Raw genomic sequence first — 15,854 nt, 5'->3', positions numbered from 1 at the left:
GCATGTAGATTACGTTATAACCATTTTGAGAGTGTAGGGAACATATGAAAAAGATAGGGATATTATTGCTAGCTAGCCTTATTTTAGCGGGGTGTAGCACCAGAAGTCAGGTTAAAGAATATACCTGCCAAGTTGACCAAAGTTATAATCACATCACGATAGAGCGTAATGGTAAGTTTTTCTTCCCCACCGGTGCCAGTAAAGTTCAAATCTTTTTCAATAATAATCAAATTAATGTTGTTGATTTTGTTGGCTATGAGTATATGAGTTATCCGCTAGTGAAAAGCACAGAGCAGCAACGTGTTGAGAAAATAAAAGATTTTAATGTTGTGATCAACAAAGGTGATTTTTATTCTGATGTCAATGGCATGTTGGAGATTTACTCACCCAGCCAAAAAACCATCGGATTATATTATTTAGCGCCGTCAACCAGTAAACTTAATTCTATCCAGTTTCTGACGGAGTGCGAGCGAACAAATTTTGCTCGTCAGGGCAGTACCCATAGCCACTAACTCTTTATTTAAAAGCCCTAATTTATATGATTAGGGCTCGATAGTATTTCTGCTATTTCCTAATTTCAGGATTTACACAGTTCTTGCTCAGATCGCCATTTAAGGCTGCAATCAAGTTATCGACGGCACATTCTACCATCGCATAGCGGGTCTCATGGGTCGCAGAACCGATATGCGGCAGTGCGACCACATTAGGTAGCGTGAGTAGTTTAGAGTTGCAGGGAAGGGGTTCAACTTCAAACACATCTAAACCTGCTCCTTGAATTGTGCCTCTTTCTAATGCGTCGATCAGCGCGGCTTCATCAACGATCCGGCCTCTTGAACCGTTGATCAAAAATGCACTGGGTTTCATTTTTGCCAACTCATTTTTACCGATCAACTTTTCGGTTGATGCTGATAATGGCAGCACGACACAGACAAAATCAGATTCTGCCAGCAACGTATCGAGGTCACAACGGCGTGCGTTAAGTTGGTTTTCTGCATCAGGATGGGTATGGTTATTGTAATAGAGAACCGGCATTCCGAAGCCTAAATGAGCGCGTTTGGCAACGGCATAGCCAATGCGTCCCATACCTAAAATGCCGATAGTTTTACCATTCACATTACTGCCGTATGCATCTTCACCAATGCTTTTTGTCCATTGGCCATTTTTTACCATTTCAGCCATTTCGATAATGCGGCGTGCACTGCAAAGCACTAACGTAAAAATGGTATCCGCAGTTGTTTCGGTTAATACATTAGGCGTATGCATCAAGGCGATCTTTCTGGTATTCATTGCATCAATATCAAATTGGTCGATACCAACGGAAATGGTCGATGCCGCTTTCAAATTTGGTGCATTGGCAATGTCATCTGCGGTGATAGGATAACTGGCCCCGATAATGCCGTCAGCGCTGGATAACGCTTGTTGAAAGCTAACAAGATTCTCAGGTGTAATGCTGTCAAATGCAGTGACATTAAAGTGCTGTTGTAGCCGCTCAAGTTGATCCGCGGGAATGGATTTATATAAAATAATGTTCTGTTTCATAGTATCCCTTTTAAGCATGTTTCGTGATGACCGCATCACTATTTTGTTCTTGGCTTGGTTTGACAATTAAGGTAAAGAAGACCGAGGCTAATAGTGCGAGCCCCATAAACATATACGAAGCACTTGGGCTACCGGTCGCCCCATTTAAATAGCCAACAAACCATGAACCAAAGAATGAACCTAATGCGCCCATACTATTGATTAATGCCATTGCACCACCTGCAACGTTCTTTGGCAACATTTCAGGAATGATAGCGAAGAAGGGCCCGTACGGAGCGTACATTGCAGCGCCTGCAATCACCAATAAGGTATAAGAGAACCAGAAATTCGTGCTACCGAGCAGGTATGAGCCGAGGAAACAAACCGCCCCAAGCAAAAGCATTGGCCAAACGAATAGTTTACGGTTATGCATACGGTCAGATGCCCATGACACGAGGATCATGGCTAAGGTTGCAGCAAGGTAAGGCACGGCAGAAAGCCAGCCTGTTTCTACCATTCCAAGGTTGGATGCCCCACGAATAATAGATGGCAACCACAGTACAAAACCATACACCCCAATGCTCCAACAGAAATATTGAGCACATAGTAAAATTACATTACGAGACTTAAAGGCTTCGCGGTAATTGCGAACAGGCTTGATATTTTTTTGTTCGTCACTAAGAATTTTATCTAATGTCTCTTTTTCAGTCTGGCTGAGCCAGCTCACTTGGCTGGGTTTATCACGTGCAGTTCTCCACCAGAAAAAAGCCCACAAAATCGCAGGAACCCCTTCAATGATAAACATTTCCCGCCAACCGAATGCCTGAATGAGGTAACCGGATAGCACAGACATCCACAGCACTGTAACTGGGTTGCCTAAAATTAAAAAGGTGTTGGCGCGTGACCGTTCTGACTGAGTAAACCAGTTACTGATATAGATAAGCATCGCAGGCATGACTGCGGCCTCAACGACTCCAAGGCTAAAGCGAATAATTACCAACATCGGAATATTGCTGACCATCCCTGTTAGGCTAGCAAAAATTCCCCAGAGAAAAATACAGGCAAAAATCAGTTTGCGGACACTGCGCTTTTCCGCGTAAATAGCGCCAGGTATTTGGAAAAAGAAATAGCCAAGGAAAAATAATGAGCCGAGTAGCGACGACATCCCTTTGGTAATACCTAAGTCGGCATTGATACCTGCGGCGGCGGCAAAGCTGTAGTTTGCTCTATCCAAATAGGCAAGGCTATAGGTGATAAACACGATTGGCATGATGCGCCACCAACGTGACATTGCTGGAGTATTCATTGTCATAATCGATTTCCTTTTAACATACCGCTTTAGTGGTGGCTGCGTAGAGTAATGCCATTTCATGCTGCAGTTGCGCTTGGGTTGGTAAACCTTCACTATCACCTATAACTTGAATGGCTCTTGCTCCAACAAAATTACCTCTTGCAACAGCTTGCGGTAATGTTAAGCCTTCAAGTAAGGCGCTAATGACGCCAACGGCAAAGCCATCGCCAGCTCCAACGGTATCAATGACGTGTTTAACATGAACGGCAGGAGATATGCCCTGCTGGTTATCCGCTGTTTTATAATATGCGCCGTGTTCTCCGGTTTTAATCACAACGGCTTCAACACCGTGAGCGAGATAAAAATCAGCAATAGACTCGGGTTGGTCGAAGCCTGTCAGAATTTTGCCTTCTTTTAAGCCAGGTAAAACCCAATTAGCTTGAAACGCGAGTTGGTTGAGCTGTTTCACCATTTCTGTTTCACTCTTCCATAGAGAAGGGCGCAAGTTTGGGTCAAATGATAGTGTTTTGCCTGCATTTCGCATCCATTTCGCGGCATACAGTGACAGTTGGTAGCTGGTGGGTGAAAGCGCGGCTGCCACACCACTTAAATGCAAATGGCGTGCGGATAAGAAATAATTTTCATTAAAATCGGTTAAATCTAAATGGCTTGCCGCAGATCCTTGACGGAAATACTCCACGATGGGATCGGTTCCATTTTCAGCTTTAGATTTAAGTTGAAAGCCTGTTGGGTAATGAGAGTCTACCGTAACACATTGAGTATCCACATGTTCATTATCTAATGTGGCTTGGATAAAACGCCCGAAAGAGTCATTACCTAAGCGGCTTATCCATCCTGTTCTTAACCCAAGGCGTGAAAGGCCAACAGCAACGTTGAGCTCTGCTCCTGCAGCACGGCGAACAAAGTTTTCGACCTCATGCAATTTCCCTGTTTGCGTGGCGACGAACATCATCATGGCTTCGCCAAGAGTAACTACATCTAATTGATTTTTCATTAAATTAATTTCCCCTTTCACTGAGAGAGCTTTTAACAGAGAAGTTCTTTAATAGAGAAACATAGTATTCAGTGACTGCGCGTAAATCATGCCCTTCGAGCGGAAACTCGATACCACAAGGAGCGTCATTTGGTAGAAGGTTGAGTACTTCTTTCCATGTGCCGTCGCTGTCATCAAGTGCTACAGCAACGCGTTTATTGCTACGCAATTGGCAGGCTTTAACGTGAATGTAAGCGACTTGGGAAGCAAAAATATGTGCAGCTTTTAACGGATCTTCCCGATGCCAGTACCAGTTCGCCATATCAAACGCCATTTTTATAGGCATATTTTGGTGTTTTACATCAGCAAAAAAACGTTCAAGAGGCGCAATATGGCCACCGACTTCGGTTTGGTCATTCTCGATCACTAACTGCGTGTTGTATTGATTGAGAAGATTAATGACTTCCAATAAATCATAATTTTCTGGTAATTCACCGAGTGATAGTTTTAAAAAGCGAGCATTAAGTTGTTTGGCATCTTCAAAATAGCCTTGTAGTTTAGTGATAGAGATAGGGCTACGTTGCTGAAATAGCGTGTCAGGCACGGAATAAACGGCGGTGAGTTGCCTTGATTGTAACCCTTTGGCAATATCCGAAAGATTATCGCTTGGTAGTAAGAGTTCTTGGCGAATCTCTGCGCCATCCGCATGGCTGTTTTGAATAATATCTAATACAGCCTGTTGGCCACCTAATTGTTTTACGGTTTGTGCCCCATAGGCGGCGGTGACAACAATAATGTGTTTGCTCATGACTTTCCTCTCTCTGAATAGGGCATTAGCCTATTTGTCATTGCGAATAACTCATTATGGAACCGGTTCCATTGTGCTTTCTAGTGACAAAAGAGCAAAATCAGAGCTATATCACTAACCCAATAGCGACAAATGTTTAATTGCCGATCTTTATCACAACTCTAGATGTAATGGGTGTAACGCCTATTATTCTTTCTGATCAATACATTTATATTCCATAACTAATTGATTATTATTTTTTTATATACAGGCAATATGAAAATGTACCTAATAAATGCGTGATTCTTCATAATTAATTATTGTTATCGGTATCTCAATTTCGTCTTCTTCGCCTTTCAATGAAATAATATTTCAATATATTAATCACGGTGTGAAATTTTAGTGCAATTACTGCATTAATTTCACAAACTCTACCCTGACTACACCACAGCAACTCATAAAAAATAATAAGTTACGAAGATGAGGTTCTGAATATGAAAGTAATGAAATTAACCGCACTTTGTAGTGCGCTTCTGTTAGCTAGCGTTACATGGGCTCAAGCAAATACTAATGAAAGTGCGGGAGTCTATAAAAAAGCCTGTACACCAGAGTTAATCCAAGCAGCAAAAAGCAATGCAGATCTTTGCTATGGGGTGAATACGGCTAGTGATATTCAAATTACTAAAAAAAATGATGATAAATATAAGATAAAAGTCGTCATTATTGGTGAAAGTACCAATAAAAATTATATGAATACTTATGGTTATCCATTAGAAAATACACCATTTCTTTCATCGGTAAATGGACGTTTTTTCAATAATTTTATTAGTGCAGCATCCAATACGGTACCGACCTTAACGCGTGCATTAGCGAAAAATGATTTAAATACAATCACACAGCACCATGAAAAGCCGTATTACAATAATAATTCGGTTGTTGATTTAGCCAACAAAGCGGGTTATGAAACCTATTACATCGGTAATAATGGCAGCTTTGGTGATGATGAAATTGGCTTTACAAATTATTTTCTAAAGGCGAATTATTTTTTACCGGTTAGAGACAGCAAGCCTGGTTTTGACAACCTTTTCGTGCAAGAAAAGGTTGTCGTTGATGACAGTGTGAATAAACTCACCAATGATTTTAAAATGTTACCTGCCTTTAAAGCCGCGTTAAATAACCCATCCGATAAAGAAAAAGTCATTTTTGTTCATATGTGGGGGCCTCACCATGATGGTTGGCCGAAAGGAGCTTGTGAACTCGTTAAAAATAATTACAACATTAACCCTGAGCAATTTGATACGGGCTGGGGAAGTATAGCGAACTGTTATGTTTCAGCGATTAAACTGAGTGATGATTTTATTAGCGATATTTATAGTATCTTGCAAGAAAATAATAAAAATGGGGATAACCCATTCTCCATTTTATATTTTTCTGACCATGGGCAAGGGCTAGTCAAAGCTAATAAACAGCACGTAAAAGCACTGGAAGCAGAGTATAAAGGGTATATCAAAGAAGGAAATCTATACTTACGTCATGGTCAACTCGTGAAAGGGGCATATCAAGTTCCATTAGTGGTCATCAATTCGGATGATACTAAACGTGAATTTCGCGATGAAACGTTAAGTGAGTGGAATTTATTTGATTATTTCGCGTCGTGGTTAGGCGTAGAAACTAACCTAACATCCCCAGCGAAAAGTATCGTAGCGGAGACTATCACACCTGAAAAAGATATTGATGTCTTTGTTTTCCCACGGGATGAGTTTGTGAAGTACGATAGCTTGCCGCAGGATACCGTATTATCACCAGCCACAGTTAATACCCAAGTCGTCGCTGACAATTAATTTGTCAAAAAATAAGGCAGAACCGAATTATCTGTTCTGCCTTTATTATCTTTATTCAATAGGTTATTGACTCAATGCATCGGCAACCGCTTTAAAACGGGCAAATTTATCACGTAACTGTTGATACCCAACGGTGTTTGGTTGGTAAGTGGTGATTTTAGGGGTACTTGCTGCAATGGCGACATCAAAACCTGAGTAGTAACCTGTTCCGACAGCGGCACAAAGTGCTGCAGCTTGGCAACCTGATTGCTGTACGTTGACGACATCTAACGGCAAGTTACTGGCATCACAGAACATTTGCATCCACAATGGTGACTGTGTTGGGCCACCCGTGAAGCGAATAGATTCAGTTGTATTATCAAGTCCAACGATACGGTCTTGGTGCAATAAATGTGAAAATACAATCCCTTGATAGATAGCATAAACAATATCGGCATCCGTATGGTGTGAACTTAATCCGAGTAGACCACCGTGCAAATTACTGTGGTAGTTAGAACCGTACAGCCAAGGGAAAAATAGAATATCGTTTGGCCGCGTTGCCCCTTCAGCCACACAGTGATTTAGTACATCATAATCTTGCAAACGTTGATTGAAGAAGTGACGAGTGAACCACGCGAGGTTACTGGCGGAAGTCGGGCTGCCTTCGTGGACAAAATAGGTACCTGGAATACAGTATTTACTCCATACGTATGGGTAATCTGAAGGCACGATTTCATCGAAGACACGTGTTGAAATGGTCCAAGTTCCGGCTACGGCGCTGAGTTTATCTTTTTGACTCACCCCTGACGCCAACGCTGCACCCACGACATCAAAGAAGCCACCAAATACAGGGGTTCCTTCCACAAGCCCAGATTCTACAGCAGCTTTGTGGGTTACCGTTCCTGCTAATTGCGCTGAGTTAATTACTGGGGCCAGCTTGTCATTTGCTTCATCAATACCAAATAGTTGGCATAATTTAGGATCATAGCTCGACAGGGTTTGGTTAAATAATTGGCTACCAGAAATATTGGTTTCTTCGCAGGCAATTTGGTCGGTTAGACGGTAGCGGATGTAATCGTGGACCATCAAAACATGCTGAGTATCACGATAATTATCAGGCTCGTATTGTTTTAACCAGCGTAGTAGGGCCACAGGATGAGAAGCCCATAATTGCTGCAAACTCAATGGATAAGCTTTATCCGCAGTGCCATCTTGGTGCCATTCATCAACAATAGATTGAGCGCGTGAATCAGATGACACAATCCCATTTCTAACCGGTTTTCCTTGGCTATTGAGTAAATACAGCCCTTTGCCGTGAGAAGAAAAGCTGACACCGGAAATTTGGGCGGGACTGAGTTGGCTATTTTGAATCGCTTGGCGGATCACGCTGCAAGTCGCTTCCCACAGCATCTCCATATTACGTTCACTAAAACCTGCTTGTGGACTCTCAGTGGGAAAAGAATGTTCAGCAACGGTAATTTCTAGGCCTTCTGCGGTGTAGATACCCGCTTTAATGACGGTACCACCAAGGTCAACACCCATAAAAAATGCATTCATTATCGGCTCCTTTAGGCGTTGTACCAGCCTGCTTGTTGCATTTTGTCTTCCATCCAATGACGGGCTTTGATAATTTCAATCAGCGGCTCATCGGCTTTTTCTGTCCACATTTCAATTAGGAAGGAACCGCGGTAATTTAAACGTTTTAATAATTTGAATAAATTAACAAAATCTACGCAGCCTTCACCGAAAGGCACATCACGAAATTGGCCTTTGCAGGTTTCGGTCACTGCATACGTATCTTTTAAGTGAATCGCTGCGACGTGTTCAATTCCTTGGGTGAATTCTTTTTCGACATCATTACCCCATGCGGTTAAGTTACCGACATCAGGATACACACTGAACCAAGGTGAGCGAATCTTATCGGAAAGCGTTTGCCATTTGCTAATGGAATTCATAAAAGGCGTATCCATGATTTCCACTGCACACATCACTTGAGAAGCGGCTGCAATTTCACTGACCCATTGCATGCCTTTTTCGAAATTAGCAATCGTTTCGGCATCTTGCTCTTCATAGTAAACGTCATAACCCGCAAGCTGTATAGTACGAATACCTAAGTCTTGAGCGAGCTTAATGGCTTTTTCCATTAAGGTATAGGCCATCATACGGGTGGCTTCATCATGGCTACCGAAAGGAAAGCGGCGATGGCCGGATAAACACATACTTGGAATGCGAATGCCTGTTTCTTGAATGGCGCTAACAACTTCCAGGCGTTCTGCGGTGCTCCAGTCTAACCGAGCTAAACGCTCGTCAGTTTCATCTACTGACATTTCCACAAAATCGTAACCCGCAGATTTTGCGATAACTAATTTTTCTAACCAACTGCTGTTTTTCGGTAATGCTTTTTCATAAATACCAATTGGATGCTTGCGCATGGTTTTCCCCTTGAAAAATTAACTTTGTGTCGATGCTTTATTAAGGCGTTGGTTGCGGTTCATCGCACGTTTAGCACTCCATTTTTCTTTGAAGAACTTGAATGCTAATGCCAAGATGAGCGTGATCCCCCAAACAGCGAGGTTAAAGTGCAGGCTCACGCCTAGCAGGCTTAAACCTGTCGCAATGACCTGTAAAACCAATAAGGCACAGAACACTCGGCTAACCTTACCAACCCCCCCAAATGGGTTAGTTCCACCTAATACGATGGCAAGAATGGTGAGCAGTAAATAGGAATCTCCGTAGCCCATACGTGCAGAGTTAAAGCGAGCCATCATGATTAGCCCAGCTAACACACATAACAGACTAGAAATGGTGTATATCGCAATCATGACACGGTCGGTACGAATACCGCTGAACCACGTTGCATTGATATTACTGCCACTCATATAGATATTTTTACCTAGCCGAGTACAGCCTAGAAAAAGCGCTAAGAGAATTGCGGTAACGATGAAAATAATCATCGCGATTGGCACCCCAAGCACGGTATCGGAACCAATGGCACGAACAATGGGCGGCATGCCACTCAGTGCCGCTCCTTTGGTGAGGTAAACACCAATACCGCTGATAATCGTCATGGTGCCGAGAGTGACTAGAATAGGGTGTGCCCCGATGTGGGAGATCATCAGTCCCGTTAAGCTACCAATAATGACCGCAATTACGGTTGCGCCAATTAATGCGAAGACTAACCACATCAGCTGTGTACCCGTTCCTGCATCCACCGGAAGGTAATTGATAAACACCCAAGCCATAAACAGGCCGGTTAAGTTAGCGGTACTAATAATTGCAAGGTTTAAGCCGCCACTTAACATAGGTACAAACATGGCAAAGGTAAGTAAGCCCAATTCAGGTAACTGAAAAGTGATACTTAAAAACGTGTTTTGGGTAAAAAAGTGACCTGGCATGGCAATACTAAATGCGGCGATAGCCAGAACAAAGATTGAAAGCAGTCCGATAACAGAGCCATCAATTTTAAAAAAAGCATTTTTTTTCATGGTGATATTCCTGTTAAACAAAACCTACGTCCGTCTCTTTACGTTTTTTGTAGTGAGTAATACAAATCGCAATGAGAATAACCAGCCCAATGACGATATTGACGAAGTAGTTTGAAACACCAATCAGGTTTAGGCCGTTTTTCAAGATACCAATCAGGAAAACGCCCATTAGTGTACCTATCACAGAGCCTCGTCCACCGGATAAACTGGCGCCACCTAATACAGCTGCAGCAAGCACATCCAGCTCTCCGCCCACAAGGGCACTCGGTACCACTTCGCTCATTCGGTAGGTTTGCAACATGCCGCCAATCGCCGCCATTGCACCAAGGTAGCCATAGGCAAACAAGTAAATCACTGAAACACGGATACCAATACGAGATGCAGATTCTTGACTTCCTCCTACAGCGTATAACTGACGGCCGATGTGGGTTTTATTCATCAAAATCCACGTTAAGAAGGCAATGCCAAGCATCACAATTAACGGCAAGCCAACTTGGTAATATTCGCCATCCACTTCAAAAGGCAAGATAGTCACAGGGTCAACCCACCAATCAGGCAAGTCATAAATACTGTGCCCATTGGTTAACCACATCAGCATCCCAAACAGCAGTGATTGCATACTAATGGTGATAATGATCGACACAACATTCAGCGAATAAATTAAAATGGCATTGATTAATCCAAAGGCGATACCGATGATAATCGCTAATGTGATACTGACCGCAGGGCTTGCAATAAAACCTTGTAATAACCAAGTCGCAATCACGTATTGCACTACGGAAGCCACAGCAGCAAACGAAATATCAATGCCCCCAGTGACAAGAACCACAAATAAGCCCAAGGCGAAAATACCCGTCACCGCATAGCTTTCACTGAGGTCGAGTAAATTTTGAATAGTCAGAAATTGCGGGCTCATCAATGTGAAGAACACCACCATGATAAGAATGACCCAAGTCAGCCAGCCTTCGACAGATTGTGGTCGTAATTTTTGCCAATTAGCCATTGATGATTTCCTCCAATTGTTGCTCATTGATGGAATCTGTCACAATTTCTTTGACGATAGAGCCTTGTTTCATATGTAAAATTCTGTCGCAATTGTAATAAGCTTCGGAGGCTTCATCGGTAATTAATAAAATAGAGATACCGACACCTGACAAACGGTGAATGAGTTTGTAAATACTGTCTTTTGCACCGATATCGACGCCAACGGTTGGCGAATCTAAAATCAGTACTTTAGGGCGTGTTAAAATCCATTTGGCAAGTACCACTTTTTGCTGGTTACCGCCTGAAAGTGTTGAAAGGGCGTTATTTGGGTCGGTGACTTTAATATCTAAGTCGGCTATCCACTCTTGTACGATGTCTTGGCACTGTTTTTCATCGATTAAATGCCATGGTGTTTTGAGTCGATCAAGAATCGAAATCACCATATTGTCTGCGATGGATTGCTGTAAGATAGCGCCTAAAGTCAGGCGGTCTTCAGATACATAACCAATACCACGCTTAATAGCGTCGGTGTTATTTTTTAACTTAACAGGCTTGCCTTCGATGAATAATTCGCCGCTGTCTGGATGGGTAATGCCAAACAACGATAGCGCTAATTCGGTGCGGCCTGAACCAAGCAAACCACATAAACCTAATACTTCGCCGCGTTTTAAATTTAAGTTGATATCACGATATTGCCCAGCTCGACTGAGGTTTTTTATCTCGAGTACAGTGCGTCGGTCTTCCGCGTTATTTGGTGGCTTACGTTCATGGACAATGTCTAAGCCAGTCATTAATTCAGTAATTTTGCGTGTAGTTAAGCCTTCAGCAGGCCATGTCCCAATTTTTTGACCATCACGGATCACTGTGATGCGGTCAGAGATCTCTTTGACTTCTTCTAGTCGATGACTCACAAAAACAACGGTAATTCCCTTATCTTTTAGGTAATTAACTGTTGAGAGTAGTTGGTTGACTTCTGTACGGGTCAATGAAGCTGTTGGTTCATCCATAATCACCAGACGTGCATCGGCGACTAAAGCTCGGCAGATAGCAACTTGTTGGCGTTGAGCAATGGGTAAGAATTGTACCGGTGTGTCAGGGTCAATGGTGAAAGCCAACTCATTGAGGATTTCTAACGCTTTTTCGCGCAGTTGTTTTTTGCGAAACCAGCCAAAATAGCCTTTGAGATTCAGCTCAAAAGCGATATTTTCGGCAACGGTTAAATTTGGAAATAACGACAAATCTTGGTAGATAACTTGTACACCTAATTCACGGGCTTTATCTGGCGTCAGCCGATGATAGCTTTTTCCATCAATTTCAATTTTGCTACCGTCATCAGGGGCATAGACACCACTGATGGTTTTAATTAATGTGCTTTTCCCACACCCATTGGTGCCTGCTAAACAGTGCACTTCACCTTTGTTGAGCGTCAAATCGATATTGCGTAATGCACGGTGACCACCGAAGCTTTTGGAAAGGTCTCGCAAGGTAATGAGTGGATCGGATTTGTCAGCTTTTGAGGTGCTTGTCATAAGTACAATTCCTACTGCAAATAAATTGGTGTTGGCTTGTTCGTGATGAGTTCGAGCTACTGTGTTAGTACAGGCAACTCGAACTCAAAGAACATAAAATTTAATATATTGATAAATATTGTATTTTTGTTGTGAATGTTATTTTAACAGGGTGAAATTACAGACCGACTTCGACTAATTTTTTAGTATTTTCAATATTCAAATTAACGGGGTTATCACTCAAAATGGTGTTACCACTGACTTTGATTTCACCCATATCACCAATAGACACGCCATCTTTAATTTCTTCACCATTCATCATGGCAGTCGCAACCTGTACAAATACTTGTCCTGCGACTTTTGGATTGGAAATATAGCCGCCATCAATTGCACCTTTTTCCAGTAATTTGATGCCTTGGCCTGGCGTAAATGTCCCGAATACACAGGTTTCATCATTTTTGCGGCGTTTATCAATGGCACGGCCTGCACCGATAGGGCCTTGTGAACCAAATGACATGATGCCTTTTAAGTCTTTGTGTTTAGATAATAAATCATTGGCTGTGCGCATTGAGTCATCAACGGATTCGGCAACACCAAAGCGGTCATCGACCATTTGCATTTTCGGGTAATTTGCTTTTTGGTAAGCAATTGCCGCGTCGGCCCATTCGTTCACTAATGGTACTGTCAGGCTTCCCACAAACATGGCATATTTGCCTTCTTCGCCCATGCATGCCGCCATATCTCTCATATGGTTAGCCCCCATACTTTGGGTATCAAGTAATTCAAAGTCCCAATCTGCATTTTTTTGGTTTGGTGATTCGTGGGTAATGACTTTAATTCCAGCGTCTTGAGCTCGCTTTAATACAGGTTCAAGAACTTTAGCGTCGTTAGGGACAACGCCAATGACATCTACTTTTTTGGCGATTAAATCTTCGATAGCACGAACTTGTTCTGCAGGGTCAGCAGTTGTTGGGCCAACTTGGAAGGCGTTTACTCCCAGTTTTTTGCCTTCTTCAGTAATACCTTGTTCCATAACATTAAACCAAGGAATACCACCGACTTTCACGACGACACCCATGGTAAAGGGCTTTTGTGCTTTTTGTGATTCAGCCATCGCGACATTTGAAAATAGTGCAACGCTCATTAAACAAGGTAAAACTAGCTTCTTCATGTTCATAGTTGTATTCCTTAGTGTAGATGGATACTAAATCAAGAATTTTCATTTTTAGAAATAATGAATTTCTCATATTTAGATATGCCTATAATTAAGTGCTAGGAATTATGAGTAAATAATATCCCTGCACTTATTTAATACAGAAAATAAAATGGAACTTATTAATTTTACTTACATTACAGCTATATAATTTTTATTTTTATAAATTATTTGTCACACTCGATAATTTTAAGATTAGAGAATTGTTTTTGAAAATTATTATCATTTAGTTTGTTTGTAATTAATACGTCAATATCATCAAATGTACAAACCTGACTAAATGCATACTTTCCTAATTTACTATTATCCGCGAGCAAAACTTTATTTTCAGAAACCTGTAACATAATATTTTTTAATTTTGAGTTTATTTCACTGCCATCGCGAATACCATTTTCGATATTGAATCCTTGGCATGAAAGAAATAAGGTTTTTATCTGAAAGCTACGAATAATACTTTCTGCAATTGGGCCATGAAAATCATCATGACGTTCTGAATATTCCCCACCAATACCAATAACACGAACTCGGTCACGGCAGGCCAACGCTTGGATAATTTTGACCGAGTTTGTCACCACAGTGATGTCGATATCGGGTATTTGCCGTGCTAGAAACCAGCAAGTACTGCTGTTATCTAGCATAATACAGTCACCAGGCTGAATTAATTTTAGTGCAGCCTTCGAAATTTTCATTTTGGCATCAGGATGTTCTTCAGTTCTTTTACGAAAAGACTCTGCGCCATCAACCATTTGACTGAGTTTGACCGAAGATGGCATAACATTCACCATCGGCATTTCTTCTTGGTCGATGGCTACCGCGCCTCCAAAGCTACGGATGATCCTATTTTCTCGCTCAAGAGTCGTTAAATCGCGACGAATAGTTTCTTGAGACACGAGACATAATTGAGCTAAATCACGTACCAACGCCGAACCATTCTGCGAAACATGAGAACATATTAATTTATGGCGTTCGGCTTGTAACATATTTAGCTCCTATTATTTCCATGGTATTCATTCTGCCCGTGTTGCTTTTTTTTTGTCGTGATTGGATTCAAGTAATCTCTTTTTGAAAAAAACAAAGCCGATTAAAGTGACTTTGATCTTCATTTTATGAATTTAATATAATTTTATTACATAATAATTAGACTCATATCACTATATTGGCGGTGTCTTTTTGTTTTTCTCACAATAAACAAAAAATATTGGGCTAACTCGGTCAATTAACCACATCTTAGTGGTGACTTTATTTGACCGAGTGTGACTTATTATGCCCGAATTGGGCTGTTTTGTTGCGAATTTGTAAAGTGAGGTGCTTTTTAAATGGCCTAAATCTGTTTACCTTAATAGGTAGATATAGGTTATCAACACACAAAAAACATCACCATAATAAATTTTTGTTGTTGATATTAAAGCATATTTTAGCAAGCTAGGGAGTTGTTATGTTAGAACAATTGAAACAACAGGTTTTTGAAGCGAATCTCGCCTTACCCAAACATAACCTAGTAACTTTTACTTGGGGTAATGTGAGTGGTATTGACCGTGAAGCTGGGTTAATGGTGATAAAACCTTCTGGCGTTGACTATGAAACCATGAAAGCAGAGGACATGGTGGTGGTCTCGTTAGAAAGTGGAGAAGTGGTAGAAGGGAAATATCGCCCTTCTTCAGATACTGACACGCATTTGGCGCTGTACCAAGCATTCCCTGAAATTGGCGGTATTGTTCATACTCACTCCCGTCATGCCACTATTTGGGCTCAAGCAGGGCAGCCATTGAGTGCCTTAGGGACAACCCACGCTGATTATTTCTATGGTGAAATTCCTTGTACCCGTAAAATGACAGAAAGTGAAATTGAAGGGGAATATGAAAGAGAAACAGGCCATGTGATCATCGAAACCTTCAAGGAAAAAGGGCTGTCAGCAAAAGATATTCCAGCGGTATTAGTGAATAGCCATGGCCCATTTGCTTGGGGAACAAGCCCCGATAATGCAGTGCATAATGCCGTGGTATTAGAAGAAATTGCCTATATGAATTTATTTACCCGTCAATTAAGTTCACAAATAGGTTCAATGCAACAAGTATTATTAGATAAACATTATTTACGTAAACACGGTAAAAATGCGTATTACGGGCAAAAATAAAGCAGTTAAAAATTTATTGAATAAAACTGGCGAATAAAAGTAATTATTGATTTTATAACCAATAACGGATTTTTTCGTCAATAAAATAGCCACAATAAATAGGCTATGTGGCTATTTTAC

At 41.5% G+C, this 15,854-nt stretch carries 14 protein-coding genes; 3 read left to right on the top strand and 11 right to left on the bottom strand.

The window, feature by feature from the left end; translation table 11 throughout:
- Positions 1-44: 44 nt before the first annotated feature.
- Complete coding sequence (locus P3L37_RS16765) at positions 45-512, top strand: hypothetical protein (RefSeq protein ID WP_109912673.1); 468 nt, start codon at positions 45-47, stop codon at positions 510-512.
- A gap of 52 nt (positions 513-564) precedes the next feature.
- Here P3L37_RS16765 and ghrB read toward each other — a convergent pair whose 3' ends face one another.
- Genes ghrB through P3L37_RS16745 form a run of 4 tightly spaced genes read right to left on the bottom strand, consistent with a single transcriptional unit; the run spans position 565 to position 4,611 of the window.
- Positions 565-1,539, bottom strand: a complete 975-nt coding sequence (gene ghrB / locus P3L37_RS16760) for a glyoxylate/hydroxypyruvate reductase GhrB (RefSeq protein WP_109912672.1) — start codon at positions 1,537-1,539, stop codon at positions 565-567.
- Between the two features lie 10 nt (positions 1,540-1,549).
- On the bottom strand, positions 1,550-2,830 hold the full coding sequence (locus P3L37_RS16755) for an MFS transporter (protein ID WP_109912671.1): 1,281 nt from the start codon (positions 2,828-2,830) through the stop codon (positions 1,550-1,552).
- Between the two features lie 13 nt (positions 2,831-2,843).
- Positions 2,844-3,824, bottom strand: a complete 981-nt coding sequence (locus tag P3L37_RS16750; RefSeq protein ID WP_109912670.1) for a sugar kinase — start codon at positions 3,822-3,824, stop codon at positions 2,844-2,846.
- Between the two features lie 4 nt (positions 3,825-3,828).
- Positions 3,829-4,611: a sugar phosphate isomerase/epimerase family protein gene (locus tag P3L37_RS16745; RefSeq protein WP_109912669.1), complete on the bottom strand. Its 783-nt coding sequence runs from the start codon at positions 4,609-4,611 to the stop codon at positions 3,829-3,831.
- Between the two features lie 473 nt (positions 4,612-5,084).
- Between P3L37_RS16745 and P3L37_RS16740 the strand changes: the two genes are divergently transcribed.
- Entirely contained in the window at positions 5,085-6,431 is a 1,347-nt protein-coding gene (locus P3L37_RS16740) for a phosphoethanolamine transferase (RefSeq protein WP_109912668.1), read from the top strand.
- A 63-nt stretch (positions 6,432-6,494) separates the two neighbouring features.
- On the opposite strand, the gene P3L37_RS16735 is transcribed toward P3L37_RS16740, so the two are convergent.
- From P3L37_RS16735 to P3L37_RS16705, 7 genes are all read right to left on the bottom strand, one after another.
- Entirely contained in the window at positions 6,495-7,967 is a 1,473-nt protein-coding gene (locus P3L37_RS16735) for an FGGY-family carbohydrate kinase (RefSeq protein ID WP_109912667.1), read from the bottom strand.
- A gap of 11 nt (positions 7,968-7,978) precedes the next feature.
- A complete protein-coding gene (locus P3L37_RS16730) occupies positions 7,979-8,842 on the bottom strand; it encodes an L-ribulose-5-phosphate 3-epimerase (RefSeq protein WP_109912666.1) in 864 nt (287 codons plus the stop codon).
- An 18-nt stretch (positions 8,843-8,860) separates the two neighbouring features.
- A complete protein-coding gene (locus tag P3L37_RS16725) occupies positions 8,861-9,895 on the bottom strand; it encodes an ABC transporter permease (protein ID WP_004259206.1) in 1,035 nt (344 codons plus the stop codon).
- A gap of 13 nt (positions 9,896-9,908) precedes the next feature.
- Positions 9,909-10,898: an ABC transporter permease gene (locus tag P3L37_RS16720; protein WP_004259203.1), complete on the bottom strand. Its 990-nt coding sequence runs from the start codon at positions 10,896-10,898 to the stop codon at positions 9,909-9,911.
- On the bottom strand, positions 10,891-12,408 hold the full coding sequence (locus tag P3L37_RS16715; protein WP_004907876.1) for a sugar ABC transporter ATP-binding protein: 1,518 nt from the start codon (positions 12,406-12,408) through the stop codon (positions 10,891-10,893). The genes P3L37_RS16720 and P3L37_RS16715 overlap by 8 nt, the downstream gene beginning before the upstream one ends.
- Positions 12,409-12,565: 157 nt before the next feature.
- Positions 12,566-13,558 (bottom strand): substrate-binding domain-containing protein, encoded by a 993-nt coding sequence (locus P3L37_RS16710; RefSeq protein ID WP_036958239.1) that lies wholly within the window; start codon positions 13,556-13,558, stop codon positions 12,566-12,568.
- A 209-nt stretch (positions 13,559-13,767) separates the two neighbouring features.
- The gene (locus tag P3L37_RS16705; RefSeq protein WP_004907878.1) at positions 13,768-14,580 is read right to left on the bottom strand and encodes a DeoR/GlpR family DNA-binding transcription regulator; all 813 of its coding nucleotides are present in this window, start codon (positions 14,578-14,580) and stop codon (positions 13,768-13,770) included.
- 455 nt (positions 14,581-15,035) lie between these two features.
- On the opposite strand from P3L37_RS16705, the gene araD reads away from it, so the two are divergent.
- Positions 15,036-15,734, top strand: a complete 699-nt coding sequence (araD, locus tag P3L37_RS16700) for an L-ribulose-5-phosphate 4-epimerase (RefSeq protein ID WP_004907879.1) — start codon at positions 15,036-15,038, stop codon at positions 15,732-15,734.
- Positions 15,735-15,854: the final 120 nt, after the last annotated feature.

Source organism: Providencia sp. PROV114 (genome assembly GCF_032704305.1).
Classification (GTDB): domain Bacteria; phylum Pseudomonadota; class Gammaproteobacteria; order Enterobacterales; family Enterobacteriaceae; genus Providencia; species Providencia rettgeri.
The sequence above is the reverse complement of the archived record's forward strand: the minus strand, read 5'-3'. Positions and strand labels throughout refer to the sequence as shown.

Coding starts and splice junctions, on each gene's coding strand:
- P3L37_RS16710 (WP_036958239.1), bottom strand. CDS start 13,558: ATGAAGAAGCTAGTTTTACCTTGTTTAATGAGCGTTGCACTATTTTCA.
- ghrB (WP_109912672.1), bottom strand. CDS start 1,539: ATGAAACAGAACATTATTTTATATAAATCCATTCCCGCGGATCAACTT.
- araD (WP_004907879.1), top strand. CDS start 15,036: ATGTTAGAACAATTGAAACAACAGGTTTTTGAAGCGAATCTCGCCTTA.
- P3L37_RS16745 (WP_109912669.1), bottom strand. CDS start 4,611: ATGAGCAAACACATTATTGTTGTCACCGCCGCCTATGGGGCACAAACC.
- P3L37_RS16705 (WP_004907878.1), bottom strand. CDS start 14,580: ATGTTACAAGCCGAACGCCATAAATTAATATGTTCTCATGTTTCGCAG.
- P3L37_RS16725 (WP_004259206.1), bottom strand. CDS start 9,895: ATGAAAAAAAATGCTTTTTTTAAAATTGATGGCTCTGTTATCGGACTG.
- P3L37_RS16735 (WP_109912667.1), bottom strand. CDS start 7,967: ATGAATGCATTTTTTATGGGTGTTGACCTTGGTGGTACCGTCATTAAA.
- P3L37_RS16765 (WP_109912673.1), top strand. CDS start 45: ATGAAAAAGATAGGGATATTATTGCTAGCTAGCCTTATTTTAGCGGGG.
- P3L37_RS16750 (WP_109912670.1), bottom strand. CDS start 3,824: ATGAAAAATCAATTAGATGTAGTTACTCTTGGCGAAGCCATGATGATG.
- P3L37_RS16755 (WP_109912671.1), bottom strand. CDS start 2,830: ATGACAATGAATACTCCAGCAATGTCACGTTGGTGGCGCATCATGCCA.
- P3L37_RS16740 (WP_109912668.1), top strand. CDS start 5,085: ATGAAAGTAATGAAATTAACCGCACTTTGTAGTGCGCTTCTGTTAGCT.
- P3L37_RS16715 (WP_004907876.1), bottom strand. CDS start 12,408: ATGACAAGCACCTCAAAAGCTGACAAATCCGATCCACTCATTACCTTG.
- P3L37_RS16730 (WP_109912666.1), bottom strand. CDS start 8,842: ATGCGCAAGCATCCAATTGGTATTTATGAAAAAGCATTACCGAAAAAC.
- P3L37_RS16720 (WP_004259203.1), bottom strand. CDS start 10,898: ATGGCTAATTGGCAAAAATTACGACCACAATCTGTCGAAGGCTGGCTG.